Source organism: Ignavibacteriota bacterium, from assembly GCA_016708125.1.
Lineage (GTDB): Bacteria > Bacteroidota > Ignavibacteria > Ignavibacteriales > Melioribacteraceae.
In genome coordinates this window covers 2,793,899-2,809,614 of record JADJGF010000001.1, presented here as the reverse complement: position 1 = coordinate 2,809,614, position 15,716 = coordinate 2,793,899, and the positions used below count along the sequence as shown (strand labels likewise).

At 30.8% G+C, this 15,716-nt stretch carries 13 protein-coding genes; all 13 read right to left on the bottom strand.

Annotation, left to right across the window (positions count from 1 at the left end; genetic code table 11):
• Positions 1 to 20: 20 nt before the first annotated feature.
• The 13 genes from kduI to IPH62_12185 all read right to left on the bottom strand — a co-directional run bounded on the left by kduI (position 21) and on the right by IPH62_12185 (position 15,511).
• A complete protein-coding gene (kduI, locus tag IPH62_12245) occupies positions 21 to 854 on the bottom strand; it encodes a 5-dehydro-4-deoxy-D-glucuronate isomerase (protein MBK7106044.1) in 834 nt (277 codons plus the stop codon).
• Positions 855 to 894: 40 nt separating this feature from the next.
• Positions 895 to 2,349: a decarboxylating NADP(+)-dependent phosphogluconate dehydrogenase gene (gnd, locus tag IPH62_12240; protein MBK7106043.1), complete on the bottom strand. Its 1,455-nt coding sequence runs from the start codon at positions 2,347 to 2,349 to the stop codon at positions 895 to 897.
• Between the two features lie 19 nt (positions 2,350 to 2,368).
• Positions 2,369 to 3,514: a 4-phosphoerythronate dehydrogenase PdxB gene (gene pdxB / locus IPH62_12235; protein ID MBK7106042.1), complete on the bottom strand. Its 1,146-nt coding sequence runs from the start codon at positions 3,512 to 3,514 to the stop codon at positions 2,369 to 2,371.
• A 111-nt stretch (positions 3,515 to 3,625) separates the two neighbouring features.
• A complete protein-coding gene (locus IPH62_12230) occupies positions 3,626 to 4,897 on the bottom strand; it encodes a DUF2088 domain-containing protein (GenBank protein ID MBK7106041.1) in 1,272 nt (423 codons plus the stop codon).
• A gap of 35 nt (positions 4,898 to 4,932) precedes the next feature.
• Positions 4,933 to 6,012 carry a sugar kinase gene (locus IPH62_12225; GenBank protein MBK7106040.1) on the bottom strand — a complete coding sequence of 360 codons (1,080 nt, stop codon included), beginning with the start codon at positions 6,010 to 6,012 and terminating at the stop codon, positions 4,933 to 4,935.
• An 18-nt stretch (positions 6,013 to 6,030) separates the two neighbouring features.
• Positions 6,031 to 6,882 carry an SDR family oxidoreductase gene (locus IPH62_12220; protein MBK7106039.1) on the bottom strand — a complete coding sequence of 284 codons (852 nt, stop codon included), beginning with the start codon at positions 6,880 to 6,882 and terminating at the stop codon, positions 6,031 to 6,033.
• Positions 6,883 to 6,890: 8 nt separating this feature from the next.
• On the bottom strand, positions 6,891 to 7,529 hold the full coding sequence (locus tag IPH62_12215) for a bifunctional 4-hydroxy-2-oxoglutarate aldolase/2-dehydro-3-deoxy-phosphogluconate aldolase (GenBank protein MBK7106038.1): 639 nt from the start codon (positions 7,527 to 7,529) through the stop codon (positions 6,891 to 6,893).
• A 1-nt stretch (position 7,530) separates the two neighbouring features.
• Positions 7,531 to 9,084 carry a hypothetical protein gene (locus IPH62_12210; GenBank protein MBK7106037.1) on the bottom strand — a complete coding sequence of 518 codons (1,554 nt, stop codon included), beginning with the start codon at positions 9,082 to 9,084 and terminating at the stop codon, positions 7,531 to 7,533.
• An 11-nt stretch (positions 9,085 to 9,095) separates the two neighbouring features.
• The gene (gene uxaC, locus IPH62_12205) at positions 9,096 to 10,508 is read right to left on the bottom strand and encodes a glucuronate isomerase (protein MBK7106036.1); all 1,413 of its coding nucleotides are present in this window, start codon (positions 10,506 to 10,508) and stop codon (positions 9,096 to 9,098) included.
• Positions 10,509 to 10,517: 9 nt separating this feature from the next.
• On the bottom strand, positions 10,518 to 11,774 hold the full coding sequence (locus IPH62_12200) for a DUF4861 domain-containing protein (protein MBK7106035.1): 1,257 nt from the start codon (positions 11,772 to 11,774) through the stop codon (positions 10,518 to 10,520).
• Between the two features lie 12 nt (positions 11,775 to 11,786).
• Positions 11,787 to 13,229: a glycoside hydrolase family 28 protein gene (locus IPH62_12195; GenBank protein ID MBK7106034.1), complete on the bottom strand. Its 1,443-nt coding sequence runs from the start codon at positions 13,227 to 13,229 to the stop codon at positions 11,787 to 11,789.
• A complete protein-coding gene (locus tag IPH62_12190; protein ID MBK7106033.1) occupies positions 13,226 to 14,254 on the bottom strand; it encodes a LacI family DNA-binding transcriptional regulator in 1,029 nt (342 codons plus the stop codon). Before IPH62_12190 ends, IPH62_12195 begins: the two co-directional genes overlap by 4 nt.
• Positions 14,255 to 14,296: 42 nt before the next feature.
• On the bottom strand, positions 14,297 to 15,511 hold the full coding sequence (locus tag IPH62_12185) for a glycoside hydrolase family 88 protein (GenBank protein MBK7106032.1): 1,215 nt from the start codon (positions 15,509 to 15,511) through the stop codon (positions 14,297 to 14,299).
• Between the last annotated feature and the right edge of the window lie 205 nt (positions 15,512 to 15,716).

The window sequence follows — 15,716 nt, the reverse complement described above, 5'->3', positions numbered from 1 at the left end:
TTTTTAAGTGAGGAAATAATTTATTTTAACTCTTTCATATCAATCCAATCCATATCATCAAATACTTGATTCTCACCGCCCATTGCCCAAATAAATGAATAGTTTTGTGTTCCGCAGCCGGAATGCATTGACCAGCTTGTTGAAAGCACGGCTTGCTCATTACGAATAATTACATGTCTTGTTTCCGAGGGTTCCCCAAGTAAATGTACAACCATTGATTCAGGACGTAAATTAAAATACATATATACTTCTGAGCGTCTCTGATGTGTATGCGCAGGCATTGTATTCCAAACGCTTCCTTCATCTAGAATTGTTAAGCCCATTACAAGCTGGCATGTTTCAACTTTTCCAGGAAGAATATATTTATGTATAGTTCTTTTATTTGAATCAGATACACTTCCTAAATTTACAGAAACTGCATCTTCTAATTTTATTTGTTTTGTTGGATAAGAGGTATGCGAGGGATAACTTACAAAATAAAATTTTGCCGGATTTTTTGAATCTGTACTTTTAAAAGAAATATCTTTTGCGCCCTTTCCTATATATATCGCATCACGATTATTCATTGTGTAATTTATTTTATCAACAGTAATAGTTCCTTTTCCACCAATATTGATAATGCCAATTTCTCTTCTTTCTGCAAAATAATCGGCAGCCATTTCCTTTTTTGTTGCAACTAATTTTAATACTTTGCCAACCGGAACTGCGGAACCGGTTATCGATCTATCAACATCGGAATATACCATCGGAATTTGATTTTTGGTAAATAGCGAATCAATCAAAAAACTTTCTCTTAATTCATCGGTAGAGAGATAACTAAAACCGATTTTATCTGGTGAATATCGAACTTCCATTTTTTTCTCCATCTTTATTAAACAAAATACTAATTTTCAATTATACAGTATAAGTCGATGATGCAGTATCACCACCACGTCCGGTCCAATTTGTATGGAAAAATTCTCCTCTTGGTTTATCAATTCTTTCATATGTGTGTGCACCAAAATAATCACGCTGGGCTTGTAATAAATTTGCCGGCAATCGTTCATTTCTAAATCCATCAAAATAATTTAGTGCCGTACTCATTGCCGGAACCCAAATACCATTCAGTACTGAAGTTGAAATAACTTTCCTCCAGCTATCTTGAGCTTCTTCAATTTTTGATTTAAAGAACGGATCGAGCAATAAATTAGATAAATTTGGATTACGATCAAATGCTTCTTTAATTTTGCCTAAAAATACTGAACGAATTATACATCCGCCTCTCCACATCAACGCAATTCCCCCATTATTTAAATTCCATCCATATTCTTCAGCTGCAGCTTTCATTAAAACATATCCTTGTGCATAAGAAACAAGTTTACTTGCGTATAAAGCTCTTTCAAGATCTTTTATAAATTCTTTTTTATCGCCAACAAATTTTGGATCTGGTCCGCTTAAAATTTTTGATGCTTCAACTCTTTCCTTTTTTTGTGCTGACAAACATCTTGCAAATACAGCTTCGCCAATAAGAGTAAGTGGAACGCCCAAATCTAATGCGGCTGTTCCGGTCCATTTGCCAGTTCCTTTTTGTCCGGCAGTATCTAAAATTTTATCAACAAGTGGCAAATTATCTTCATCTTTATAAGCAAGAATATCTCGTGTAATTTCTATTAAATAACTATCCAATTCGCCTTCATTCCATTTCTTAAAAACTTCATGCATTTCGTCAGCATTCATTCCAAGCAAATCTTTCATAATTTGATAGACTTCTGTGATTAGCTGCATATCACCATATTCAATTCCATTGTGTACCATTTTAACAAAATGGCCTGCGCCATTTTCACCAACCCAATCACAACAAGGACTTCCATCACTTACTTTTGCAGAAATTGATTGGAAAATTGGTCTTACGTGTTCCCAAGCTTTTGGTGAACCGCCCGGCATTATGGAAGGTCCCTTCAATGCACCTTCTTCACCTCCGGAAACTCCCGTTCCGATATATAATATACCTTTGCTCTCAACAAATGCAGTTCTTTTTATTGTATCCGGAAAATGTGAATTTCCTCCATCGATTATTATGTCACCAGCTTCCAAATGAGGAATTACTTGCTCAATAAATGCATCGACCGGTTTACCGGCTTTAACCATCAACATAACTTTTCTTGGGGATTTCAATGAACCAACAAATTCTTCGATAGACTTTGCACCAATAATGTTTTTTTCTTTTCCTCTTCCGTTCATGAAACTTTCGACTTTTTCAACAGTTCGATTATATACAGCAACGGTAAATCCTTTACTTTCCATATTCAAGACAAGGTTCTCGCCCATAACAGCAAGTCCCACAATTCCAATGTCAGCTTTTTTTTCCATTATTTTCACCTATTTATTTTTAAATAAAATTAAATCCTAGAATGGATAATTTTGTTTTTGTTGAATCACTAATATTCTCAGCATTTAAATAATAATTTACAAACTCTCTTCTAATCGGGTAATCTCCGCGTTGCTTTTCAAACGTTGTAACAGAATTTCTTAATCGAGAATCATCTTCAATAATTGAATAAGTCAGTTCAACAATTTCAAAAAATATTTCTTGATCTTCCTTATTTGAACAATTTATGTTTATTTCATTTCCATTTTTGGCTAAAGGAATATTTTTGGGATACCAATTTTTTTCCAAACCCAAATTGAAATATTCATTTATTTCATTTACACAAACCGATGTTCCTTTAGCTTTACCATCAGCTGAATAACCGGCTATATGCGGGGTTGCAAAATCAATTAAATTTAATAATTCCAAATCAATATTTGGTTCATTTTCCCAAACATCTAAAATTACATTACTAATTTTTTTATTTTTTATTGCAGATTTTAAAGCATTGGTTTCAACAACTTCGCCGCGGGAAGAATTTATGATTATTGGTTTTTTCTTTAGTTGATTGAAAAAATTATCATCTGCTAAATGATATGTTTTATCAATCCCAACTTTATTTAACGGCACATGAAAAGTAATAATATCAGCTTCATCAATTATTGTTTTAAGTGAGGAAAATATTTCGCTTCCTTCTTTTCTTTCTCGTGGTGGATCATTTAATAAAATTTTCATTCCTAAAATTTCTGCAACTTTTTGAATTTTACTTCCAACATTACCAACACCAATAATTCCAATAGTTTTTTCAAATAAATTTATTCTTTCTTTTTTTGCAATTGTTAAAAGTGCAGAAGTTATATATTGCATTACAGATGATGAATTGCACCCAGGTGCGTTTATCCATCTAATATTATTTTCATCACAGTATTTTGTATCTATATGATCATATCCAATTGTTGCAGTTGTAATTAATTTTATTGTTGATCCATCAAGTAAATCTTTGTTACATTTTGTTCTTGTTCGAGTAATTAATGCGTCTGCATTTTTTATAATTTTATTTGTAATTTCTTTACCGGGATAATATTCAATATCAACAAAGGGTTCCAGTACTCCTTTTAGAAATGGAATTTTATCATCTGCAATAATCTTTTTTTTTACATTCGCCATCAGCTTAATAATTTTTTATTTGTCATTTCCGAATGCTTTTATCGGAAATCCATTTACTAAAATCACTGGATTTCCAGTCAAGTTGGGAATGACAAACACAATTTAAATTCTCTATATAAATTTATTTTTCCATGCCCACAAACCTAATGCCGGATTAGAAATGTAAAATATTTCTTCTCCGTTTGGCATTGTGTTAAAACCATCTTTCAATTTTTCGGGATTATAAATTTTCAACATTTCATTCAGATCAGCATAATTAAAATTTACGCTTTCAATTTCTTTTTGAGAAATATTTCCAGGACAGTAAGATATTTTAAATCTTCCTTCAGATGAACCATGTATCAAATGTGCAGCAGCACTTAAATTATTTTTAAGATCATCATTATTTTTTACAAACTTCAAAACTTCCGGAGTTGTTACATATCCATATTTTCTAATTAATTTATCTATACCGGGATCTTCACCAAACTCTCTTAAACCCGGAGCAAGTACAATTAATTCGCCATCATCTTCAATAGCCATGCGGGTTCTGTAAATACTTTTATTACCAAGCCAAGTTGATTTAAATTCTGATGGATCTAAAAAAACTACGACTTTTTTTAAAGGATTATCCAGCATTTGAAAATTTACTTTTAAAGATAATTCTGCGGCAAGTTTAAAACATTCAAAATCATCCCCAATATATAATCCTCTTACAACTAATTTACCAGTTTGATCTTTGCCAACAACTGTTTGCACATAAATAATTGGAAGTTGTTTGGTAAAATTATCTGAAGCATAATTTAAAACCTTTCTCACCGGTGTATCGGCTCTGCCCATCATTCGTTCCATTCCATATGCAGCCCCAAGAAAATGACTTTTATTAATTCCTTCAGCTCCGCCGGTTCCGACAAAAATATTTTTATTATAATTTGCCATTCCCACAACTTCGTGCGGAACAACTTGTCCGATTGAAAGAATTAAATCGAAATTTCCTTCAACAATTAGTTTGTTAACTTGAGCCGGCCAATCATAATCAATTTTTCCTTCTGAAACTTCTTTTACAAATTCGGATGGAACTTTTCCCAATGTAAATAAATCATTTCTCCAATTATGTACTCGAAATAAATTATGCGGAATTCCCGGAAACATTTTATTAATTTCTTTTTCCGTCATTGCAAAATGAGTTCCAAGTGCCGGAAGAATATCAGTTAAATTATTTTTATAAAACTCATAAGAAATTGTTGTAAGTTCTCCGGCACGTGAATGATAACGAGTAAAATCGGGAGGAATAGCAAGAACTTTATTTTTATTTCCTAATTTTTCAAAAGAAGTAAATAACGCTTCCTTCAGTATCTGTGAATCAAGAATATCATTTTCTGATCCGCGAGCAAACAATATCATTTATAATTACCTTTCCATCATTTTAAAATTAAATTTTATCTTTTAACTCGAGCGTTTCCTTCCCAAACACTCCAAACCATTTCCTCATCTGCCGGTTGAGCATAATCAGTTAAAAAAGTTGTTGCCAAAGCACCGGAAGCCCAGCCGAATTGAATCCATTTTTCCGGTTCCCAATTTTTCAGAATTCCATAAATCAATCCACCTACAAATCCATCACCGCCGCCAATTCTATCTAACACATTTATTTCTCTTGGATTTACAATATGCCAATTTTCACCCTCAAGCATAATTGCTCCCCACAAATGTTTATTGGTATTTTCAACTTCGCGAAGTGTTGTTGCATAAACTGAAGTATTAGGATATTTTGTTTTCACTCTATTTATCATTTCTTTAAAATTTTCAATTTTTTCTTCCAAACCTTTTCCACCGGCTTCCGGTCCTTCAATATTTAAACAAAGTTGAAAATCTTCTTCATTACCAACTAGAATATCTGAGACTGAAGCAATTTCAGAAAATGCTGATGATAATTCTTTTTCTCTTCCTTTCCAAAACGATGCACGATAGTTTAAATCAAATGATATTTTAGTTCCATATTTTTTTGCTGATCGTGCTAACTCCAAACAAAAATTACTTGTTTCATGTGAAAGCGCTGCAATCAATCCGGATAAGTGCAAAACTTGAACTCCATCTTTATTAAATATTTTTTCAAGATCAAAATCTTTTACGTTTAAAGTTCGACCAACTTCGCCGGCTCTATCATTGTGAACTCTAGGTCCGCGTGAGCCAATTCCGCTATCTGCAATATTAAATTGATGACGATATCCCCAAGGTCCGCCCTGAGAAATTTCTTTTCCTTCAAAATCCATATTTCTAGATTTTAAATTTGATTTAATAATTTTTGCAATTGGGCTATCTTTTACAAAAGTTGTTAGAACTTTTACCGGCATTCCCAAATATGAAGCAATACTTGCAACATTTGTTTCTGCACTAGTAACAAACAAAGTAAACTGTTCGCTGCTATGAACCGGCTGACCATTTGCCGGTGTAATTCTAACGCCCATACTTGTAGGCACAACCAAAGAATATTTGCAATTATTTTTTAATTCTATACTCATTTATTTTCCATTTTATTTTTAAACACCACTATAAATATTAAATCCGCCATCAATCGGTAAAACAATTCCCGTAATAAAACTGGAAATATCTGATAACAAAAATAAAGTTCCGCCGATTAAATCTTCCGGTTCACCATATTTTCCCATAGGTGTATTATTAATAATTTTTTTACCTCTTTGTGTAAGTTCATTTGTCTTTTCATCAATAAGTAAAAATCTATTTTGATTTGTAAGGAAAAATCCCGGTGCAACAGCATTAACTCTAACATTCATTTTTGCAAAATGAACAGCAAGCCATTCCGTAAAATTATTTATAGATGATTTAGCTGCTGAATACGCTGGTATTTTTGTTAATGGCCTAAAAGAATTCATTGAAGAAATATTTAGAATAACTCCGGATTTTTTTTCTACCATTTCTTTTGCAAAAACCATTGTTGGTAAAAGAGTTCCAAGAAAATTTAAATCGTAAACTTTTTGGAATCCTTCAAGCTCTAATCCAAAAAAAGTATCATTCAACGAATTAATATTTTCATCAGTAATAAATTCATCTTTCGTGGTTGCCTTTGGAGAATTTCCGCCGGCGCCATTAATTAAAATATCAATCTTTCCAAATTTTTCTAATACAATTTTCTTAGCAATTTCTAAAGATGATTTATCTAATACATTTGCTTCAACTCCAATAGAATCAATATGATAAATATTGTTTATTTCATCTGCAACCTTATCCGCAAATTCTTTTTTAATATCAAGAATTGCAAGTTTAACACCAACACTTGCTAAACCTTTTGCAAGAACAGCTCCAATTATTCCACCGCCGCCGGTTACTATACAAACTTTTCCGTTTAAATCTTCGAATGAATATTTCTGCATAATTTTTCCTAATTAATTCCTAAATTTTCACAAAGTTTTATAGCATTATTTGTGAGAGTTAAATAATCTTCATTTTCAATTGCTTTATTATCAACCAGCGCTGAGCCAATACCAACAGCACTTGCACCGTGGTTTATCCAATCGATGGCGTTAGTCAATGTTACACCTCCAGTTGGAATTACTTTTAAATGTGGCAACGGAGCTTTTATTGATTTTATAAAACTCATTCCCAAATTATCTGCCGGAAATATTTTTACAAAATCCGCCCCTTGTTCATATGCAGTTTGTATTTCCGTTGGAGTAAAGCATCCGGGAATTACAACTAAATTTCTATCAATTACAGTTTGTACAACCTCGGGTTTGTAAATTGGCGAAACAACAAATTTTGCACCGGCATTAATTGCATCAATTGCGGTTTGAGAATTTGTAACTGATCCAACTCCTAATAATATTTCATCGCCAAATTCTTTGTATGCAATTTCAATTGATTGAATTGCATTTGGGATTGTCATTGTTAATTCAATTCCCGAAACTCCGCCAATTTTAATTGCTTCAATAACTTTCAATAATTGCGAAGAATTTTTCATTCTAACAACTGCAACAACTTTTCTCTCAATAATTTTATTTCTAACTTCTTCTCGCATCATATTATTTAAATGGATTTAAATGATTTTTGAAATGGTTAATTAAATATTTATAATGAATTTCTTCATTCTCTTTTAGGCATTTTAAAATTGTATCTTTAAATAATGAATCTCCGTTTTCATCCAATGTGGTAAGCGTTTTACCAAATGTTACATGAAGAACTTGTCTTGCATTATTTTGATTAAATAATTCGAGCAGTTGCTCATTTGTATAATTTTCAGATGAATGAACATTTTCTAATTTTGCAGAAACATGATACGAATGTTTTTCTTTTTCAAATTCAATTCTGGCAAAGTCTAATATTTTTCTAAATTCGTTTGGTTGAGCAAAAGCCACAACTTTTAAAGCTTCCAGATAACTTGTACCGGCAGTTTTAACATGTGTAAATCCTCGCTTGAGCTGACCAATAGCTTTATATACAGTAAATTTATCACTTCCGGAATGCAAACTTATTTTATATGACCCAAAATATTCTGCAATTTTAACATGCTTTAAATATTCTTGTTTGAAAATTTCAATATCACCTTTATAATCAATTCCCTTTTCAAAATCTCCAATAAATCTTGGAGCGAGACTAATTATTTTCACTCCCAATCTGTTTAACTCAGAAGCCATAAAGAAATGCTCAAATGGAGTTGTTACAGATTCGGTTTCATCCACTGATATTTCAACCTCATATGGAAGATGAGAATATTTTTTGCTCAAATGATCAAACAAATATTTGATGTGAGCAATTGCATTTCCATATTTTACTGATGCTCGAAGAACATTTTCATAAGTGGGATGAATAATCAATCCTTCCTTCAAATCGAATTCAATTTGAGAATAACGATTTACTAAATTTGAAAAAGTATCTTCTAATTTTTCCCAATTTAAATCATTCGATTTTTTCTCAAGCTCATCAATTGAAATAGAATCTGCTTCATTAATAACAAATTCCCCGGGATCAAATGTAAACATTGTAAATCCGGCATTGATCATCAGATCAATATCTTCAATAGTTTTTAAATGATCTGCATCAGCACCAAATCCACTTTTATATCCTTCTTGAAAAACTGCCCAGATTGCTGCGTCCATTACTTCATGGGGAGTTCTTTGAGTTCTTGTTAATTCACGAATAGATTGCTGAGCAAAAATTGGTTTAAAATCGCTTCCTTCTAAAGCTCTAATGTGAGCCGGATTGGCTAATCCAATTCTATCACCAAAGCCAAATGAATTTGATAGACCCAATAAAATTGGTTTTGTAAAAGGAAATATTTTTTGAAGCTGAATTGCATTATTATGATTTAACGGACATTGTTTTAGTAAAATTTTTATATCCGACAAATCGTAATTATGACCTTCAAAATTCTCCATCAATTCTGAATTATTTTTGAAACCTAAAAAAAGATATTTCTCGTTATTTTTCTTTCCAATAAAAAACGTTACTTCTCCTAAATGATTTACAGATTTAGGATAGATAAATATTTCTTCGCCAATTAAATTTTCTAACTTCAATAAATCATTATTACCATTTTTTTCAGCTTCTTTGATCTCAAGAATTTTATCCAATATCATTTTTCGCACCTTTATAATTTATATGCTTTTTTAACCAAATTATATGTTAATTCATTTATTAAAATTTGCGCATCACCCATGCTGATAATATGTTTGGCAACTAATCCGGCTAAGAAATTTGAATCAACTCTTCTAGCAACATCATGTCGTGCCGGAATAGAAACAAACGCACGTGTATCATCATTAAATCCAACAGTATTATAAAAACCAGCTGTTTCCGTAATATTATGTCGGTAACGAGACATACCTTCAATACTATCATGAAACCACCATGCAGGACCTAATTTCATTGCGGGATAATGTCCGGCGAGCGGCGCTAATTCTCTTGCATAATTTGTTTCATCAAGTGTAAAAACAATTACCGTAAAATTTTGATTATTACCATATGTGTTCAATAATTCTTTCAGATTATTTGTGTATTCAGTCTGCTGTGGAATATCGCAGCCTTTATCTGCACCATATTTATCAAAAATTAATTTATTATGATTTCTATTTGAACCGGCATGAATTTGCATTGTTAAACCATCTTCACAACTCATGCGCGCCATTTCCATTAACATATTTGCAGTAAATAAATCAGAGTATTTTTCGTTCACATTATTTTGTAGTGCACTCGAAAATATTTCATCAGCTTCACTTTGAGTTAACTTATGTGTATAAGGTGAAACAACACCATGATCAGTAGATGTAGCAGCATTTTTCTTGAAATATTCTCTTCTCATTTCCAGAGCAGAAATAAAATTTTTATAATTATTTATTTCGAGTGAAGTTAATTTTTCAAGTTCAGCAATTTCATTTTTCCAATATGGATTTAATAGATTCGTAAGTCCATCCGGTCTAAAACACGGAACGATTTTTCCATCCCAACCGGATTTTTTAATTTTCTTATGATTTTCCAATTGATCAGTTGCAGCATCAGTTGTAGATAAAACTTCTATTTTGAACTGCTTAAATAAATTTCTTGGTAAAAATTCCGTAGTTTGTAATTTTTCATTTATATCATCATAAATCTTTTGTGCATTACTTCCGTTTAATTTTTCTTTGATTCCAAACACTTTGTTAAATTCATAATCAAGCCATACGCCGGAAGGAGTTCCCGCAAACAAAAAATAATTTTCTGCAAAAATCTGCCAAACTTTTCTTGGATCTTTTCCTAATCTCGTTCCATCTTTTTGTGGAATATCTAATTCATCAAGTGAAATTCCTTGCGAGTACAACATTCTAAAAACGTAATGATCGGGTGTTATAAATAATTCAGTAGGATTTGGGAAAGGTTTGTTCTCAACAAATATTTTTGGTTCAACATGTCCGTGCGGACTAACAATCGGTAAATCTTTCACTTCAAAATATAATTCCCTAGCAATATTTCTAATCGCCGGATTCGCATCAAAAAATCTATCTTCATTCAAAATAAATTCACTCATTTCAATTCTCTATTTTATTTCAACTTTTAATGGATTGTTTAATTTTGTTAATTCATCATTTATATATTTTTCAAATTCTAACTTATTTTTAATTCCATTTTGCTCAAGCTCCCATGTGGCTGCAAAGGCATATTCAACTTTTTGATTGTTAGGTTTTAGTGAAACAAAATAATTTAATTCATCTTCACCTTGTTTTAGCAAATCAGAATTTTTATAAAATAGAACAATCCCAACATTATCATTATTTAAAGTTTGATTCCCATAAAGTGCAATATAATTCCAATCACCATTTTGATTTGATTTAATAAACTCAGCATTAGTATGTTTTGCTAAACCGGTTGTAATATTTTCTGCATTTTCATAAACTAACAAATTTGATTTAGTAATTCTGCTTCCGGCGGAAATGGAAAATTTTGAAACAACATCAAATTTATTTTCACCAACAAGCCATCCTTTATAATTTGTTTTCACCTCTGAAAGTATTGGTCCATTTTGAGTTATTTCGCAAATTACTTCATCAGTTTTGTGTAACATTTCAATTTTATTATTGCTCATCATTCCGATTGAACCAATTCCCAAACTATTGCCGACTTTAAATATATCCATTCCCCATTCTTGCATATTATGATATGAATCATCTTTGGCAATTACATCATTATTTCCTACTTTATGCAAAATTAATTCGTTATTTTTTTTTCCGAAAATATCTGTAGCATTTCTCCAATCGAGATAAAATCTGTATCCAACTTTTTCCGATTCCCAGCCCGGACCTTCATATTTAAATAATGCATCATGGTCAGTGTGAATTTTGGGAACTACAACTTTTGTGAAATTCTGAAATCGATCTCCGTTAAATTTATTATCCTTATAAATTGCATCAAACTTCATTGCCAATTCTGCATAAGTTCGATTCATATAATCTCTTCTTAATTTTCCACTTTCTAAATATTTTATAGAAAAAGCTTTTGTTTCATTCGGTTTGAAATTACAAACAAAAATTAAATTGCAAGTAAATTCATCGTTATAAAGCTGCGAAGGAATTTCATTTCCGTTTTGATAAATTATAAATGCTTCTTTGTTAAAATTGTTTTTTACCGTTTTCAGCTTATCAACATTGATTGAAACCAATTCATCAACTCGTTCAATATTGGAGGAATTTGTAACTTCAATTTTTATTTCTTCATAAAAATTAAATTCTGAATTTTGTGCAGAAATATTTGTTGATAAAAAAATTAACAAAATAATTATGGCAATATTTTTAATCATTTCTTCACCATTTTAATTTTTATATAATTCATTATTTATAAACACATTTTCCATTAATAAATTTTTAACATCATTAAGAATACTTTTTTCTGATACGCCGTTAAATTTGGAATTCGTAATATTAATATTTTCTATTTGCGATTGTTCTAATCCATCTAAATAAAATGCATATTTACTTTTTGCACTTATTAAATTTTCAATTAAAATATTTTTTACGATCGGAAAGTGAATATCACCACTCTCGGTTTTTTCATCATATTTTAAATTTACTTTTACTACAGCTTCGGAAACTTCACCGATTGTACAATTTTTCATAAAAATGTTTTCTATAATTCCACCACGATATTTATTGGTCTTTATGCGAAGTGCCCTTTCTAAATTAGGACTATCCATTTCACAATTTTTAACAAAAATATTTTTACATCCGCCGGAAATTTCACTACCAATTACAATTCCACCGTGTCCGTCTTTCATTTTACAATTTCTAATTACAATATTTTCCGATCGAATATTGATTCTTCTTCCGTCATTATTTCTTCCGGATTTAATTGCAATGCAATCATCACCGGTATCAAAATCACAATCTTCTATTAAAATATTATTGCATGATTCCGGATCAAGCCCGTCGTTATTGGGTCCTTTGCCTTTAACAGTAATTCCTCTAACAGTAATATTTTCTGAAAGAACCGGATTTAAAAACCACATTGGTGAATCAAGAAAAGTCACATTTTCAATTAAAATATTTTTGCAATTTATTGTTTGAAGAAAATTCGGACGTAAATATTTTCCTTCACCAAATATTCTTTTTTCAACGGGAATATTTTCGTTATTCATTTTTAGCAAAAGTGGTCTGTTTAAACTATCAAGTTGTGATGGCATTCCATCTTTAAATCCATAATTCTTCTTACCCTTCCACCACCACCAATTTTTATTGTTGGAATTTCCGTTTAAAATTCCTTCACCGGTAATTGCAATATTTTCTTGATCTTTTGCGTAAATAAGTGCTGAGTAATTATATAACTCAACTCCTTCCCACCTTGATAAAACAAGCGGAAGATAATCTTTTGATTTTGTACTAAAAATAATTTCGGCATTTTTTTCAAGTTTAAGATTCACATTACTTTTAAGAAAAATTGATCCGCCGCAAAAATATTTTCCTTTGGGAATTATAACTTTTCCGCCGCCATTCTCATTGCATTTATCAATCGCATTTTGAATTGCAAATTTGCTATCAAACAGTAAATCTGATTTAGCACCGAATTCTGTTACAGTATAATTCTTATCCAGAAATTTTGGAATTTCAATTTGCAAAATTATTTCATCAACATAATTCCAATCAACATTTTGTTTAACTGAATTTGAAGAACAACTCAAAAAACTAAAAATTATATATATCACAAAACTTATACGAATTGTATTTTGCCTTATTTCACTATATTTATTTGAATAGATCATTGTTTATTAAATTTTTTGCAAGTTCCTCTAATTACCAATTCTGTTGGTATTTCTATATTTTGACTCGGTTTTTCTTCGGGATAATTAATTCTATTAAATAAAATTTCCATCGATTTTTCAGCAATTAAATTTGTCGGCTGAGTTATACAACTTAATGGCGGTGATAAAAATTTCTGAATTTTAGCATCTCCAAAACAAATTACATCAATCTCGTCTGGGATTTTCATATTAACTTCACTTGCAGCCATATAAATTCCAAGAGCTACCGGATACGTAACTGTAAAAATTAAATCGGGCAAATTATTTTCTTTGTACAACCGCATGAAAGCATCATAGCCATATTTTTCGCCAAAGCCGCCATGACAAATCCAATTCGGATTTATAGGCAAATTATATTTTTTCATTGCATCTTCAAATCCAAGATATCTTTGCTTTCCTATATTTATTTCAGAATATCCGGCAAAGTGGGCAATTTTTTTATAACCCAATTTTATTGCGTGTTCAACCGCTTTAAATGCACCGCCTCTATCATCAACAAAGACCGTATCAATATTGGAGATTTGCGGAATTCTATCCATAAAAACAATCGGAACTCCACGCGATTTTACTGTTTCAAAAACCGAATAATCTTTTGTGTCTTGCGAAATTGAAATTATAATTCCGTCAACCCGCATTGATAAAAGAGTTTGAATATGTCTTTTTTCTCTTTCTTCATCTTCTTGCGAAACTGTTAAAATTATTTCGTAATTATTTGTAAAAGCAATATCATAAATTGATTCAATTATTGATCCGAAAAAAAAGTGAGCAATTTTTGGAACCACCACCCCAATTGTATTTGATTTTCTTGATGATAAATTGCGCGCCATAAAATTTGGAGTGTAACCCATTTCTGATGCAGCTTTTATAATTAATTTTTTTGTTTGTGGAGAAATATCCGGATGATCTCGAAGTGCCTTAGAAACCGTAACCGTAGAAACATTTAATTTTTCTGCAATGTCACTTAATCGTATTGATTTACTTGTCATTTTAATTTCACTCTATAAAAATTCTTTAAAAATGTTAAAATATTATTTAACTAAAACATCAGCCTTTTCTAATTCTATTGCAGAATATAAAAGCGGACCGTAACCTTTAAAATCATTTATTCTTGTCGGCTCGCTGATGTAATACGCAAAAGAGCCGTCTCTGTATGGATTTCCGCCTAAACCGGCTGCTGAGCAAGTATTGTAAAGATCTACAAAACCATTTTCATCAATTTTTACATGATGCTCAATTATTGAATTAAAACTTTCTTTTGCGATATTTAGAAATTTTGCATCTAAATATTTTTTGTTTGCACCTTTTGTAAAAACATAAGTAAACATTGTTGCGCAAGATGCTTCAAGATAATTTCCTTCTCGTTCCGGCATATCAATTACTTGAAACCACAAACCGGTTTTACAATCTCTAAAATTTAATAATGTTTCTGAAACATTTTGTAAAATATTTATTAAATTATTTCTACGAATATCATTCTCATCAATAAAATCAAGCGTTTCCACAATTGCCATTAAATACCAGCCCATTGCTCTTCCCCAAAAATGCGGAGATTTTCCGGTTTCTTTATCTGCCCATTTCTGTTCTTTATTTTCATTCCATGCATGATAAAGTAATCCAGTTTTTTCATCTACAGTTTTTTCGTAAATCATTGTAAATTGTTTGAAGATGTCATCATAATTATCTTCAGAAAATAATTGGGAATAATTTGCATAAAATGGCTCAGCCATAAAAAGTCCATCAAGCCACATTTGATATGGATATATTTTCTTATGCCAAAATCCGCCGCTTAGAGTTCTTGGCTGATTTTTAATTTGTTTACCCAAAGTATCAAGTGCAATTTTGTATTTTTCAAATTTTTCATTTTCATATAAATAAAGCAAAGCTCTACCGGCGTTAATATTATCAATGTTAAAATCAGAATATTTATAAGTTTTTATCTCACCATTTTCATTTACAAATTGATCTATATTTTCTTTAATAAAATTGAGATATTGTTTGTCACCCGAAAACTCATATATTTTTTTCATTCCCTCAAGCATTACACCTTGCTCATAATTCCAATTATTTTTCGTCATATATTTATCAAAAGTTACGGAGCCGGAATGTCTTAAAACAAAAGATTGCGCAATTCTTTGCGACCAAGGTAATTTGGGGGAAATTGTAATATCGGTTTTATTGGGAAATTGAATTTGTGCAAAAATTTGTATTAGAAAAATTAAATTTATTAAAATGAATTTTTTCATAAATTTCTCAAAGTCTTTTATCAATTAACTTTAATTATGTTAAGATTTCTCAAAAAGTGTTTTTTTTCTTATTTTTCACAATTTTCTTTTAAATATATTAACTTTATCAGTAACTACATCGATTACTTAAACGATTACTAAAAATCAATAAAAAGTTTTAGAAAGTCAAGCAAATATTGCTTTATGTTAGATAAAAACCTCATAT

What these genes read in the sequence shown, in the direction of transcription:
- gnd (MBK7106043.1), bottom strand. Translation starts at nt 2,349, where the DNA reads ATGGAAAAAAAAGCTGACATTGGAATTGTGGGACTTGCTGTTATGGGC.
- kduI (MBK7106044.1), bottom strand. Translation starts at nt 854, where the DNA reads ATGGAAGTTCGATATTCACCAGATAAAATCGGTTTTAGTTATCTCTCT.
- uxaC (MBK7106036.1), bottom strand. Translation starts at nt 10,508, where the DNA reads ATGAGTGAATTTATTTTGAATGAAGATAGATTTTTTGATGCGAATCCG.
- IPH62_12195 (MBK7106034.1), bottom strand. Translation starts at nt 13,229, where the DNA reads ATGATCTATTCAAATAAATATAGTGAAATAAGGCAAAATACAATTCGT.
- IPH62_12220 (MBK7106039.1), bottom strand. Translation starts at nt 6,882, where the DNA reads ATGCAGAAATATTCATTCGAAGATTTAAACGGAAAAGTTTGTATAGTA.
- pdxB (MBK7106042.1), bottom strand. Translation starts at nt 3,514, where the DNA reads ATGGCGAATGTAAAAAAAAAGATTATTGCAGATGATAAAATTCCATTT.
- IPH62_12225 (MBK7106040.1), bottom strand. Translation starts at nt 6,012, where the DNA reads ATGAGTATAGAATTAAAAAATAATTGCAAATATTCTTTGGTTGTGCCT.
- IPH62_12230 (MBK7106041.1), bottom strand. Translation starts at nt 4,897, where the DNA reads ATGATATTGTTTGCTCGCGGATCAGAAAATGATATTCTTGATTCACAG.
- IPH62_12210 (MBK7106037.1), bottom strand. Translation starts at nt 9,084, where the DNA reads ATGATATTGGATAAAATTCTTGAGATCAAAGAAGCTGAAAAAAATGGT.
- IPH62_12215 (MBK7106038.1), bottom strand. Translation starts at nt 7,529, where the DNA reads ATGATGCGAGAAGAAGTTAGAAATAAAATTATTGAGAGAAAAGTTGTT.
- IPH62_12185 (MBK7106032.1), bottom strand. Translation starts at nt 15,511, where the DNA reads ATGAAAAAATTCATTTTAATAAATTTAATTTTTCTAATACAAATTTTT.
- IPH62_12190 (MBK7106033.1), bottom strand. Translation starts at nt 14,254, where the DNA reads ATGACAAGTAAATCAATACGATTAAGTGACATTGCAGAAAAATTAAAT.
- IPH62_12200 (MBK7106035.1), bottom strand. Translation starts at nt 11,774, where the DNA reads ATGATTAAAAATATTGCCATAATTATTTTGTTAATTTTTTTATCAACA.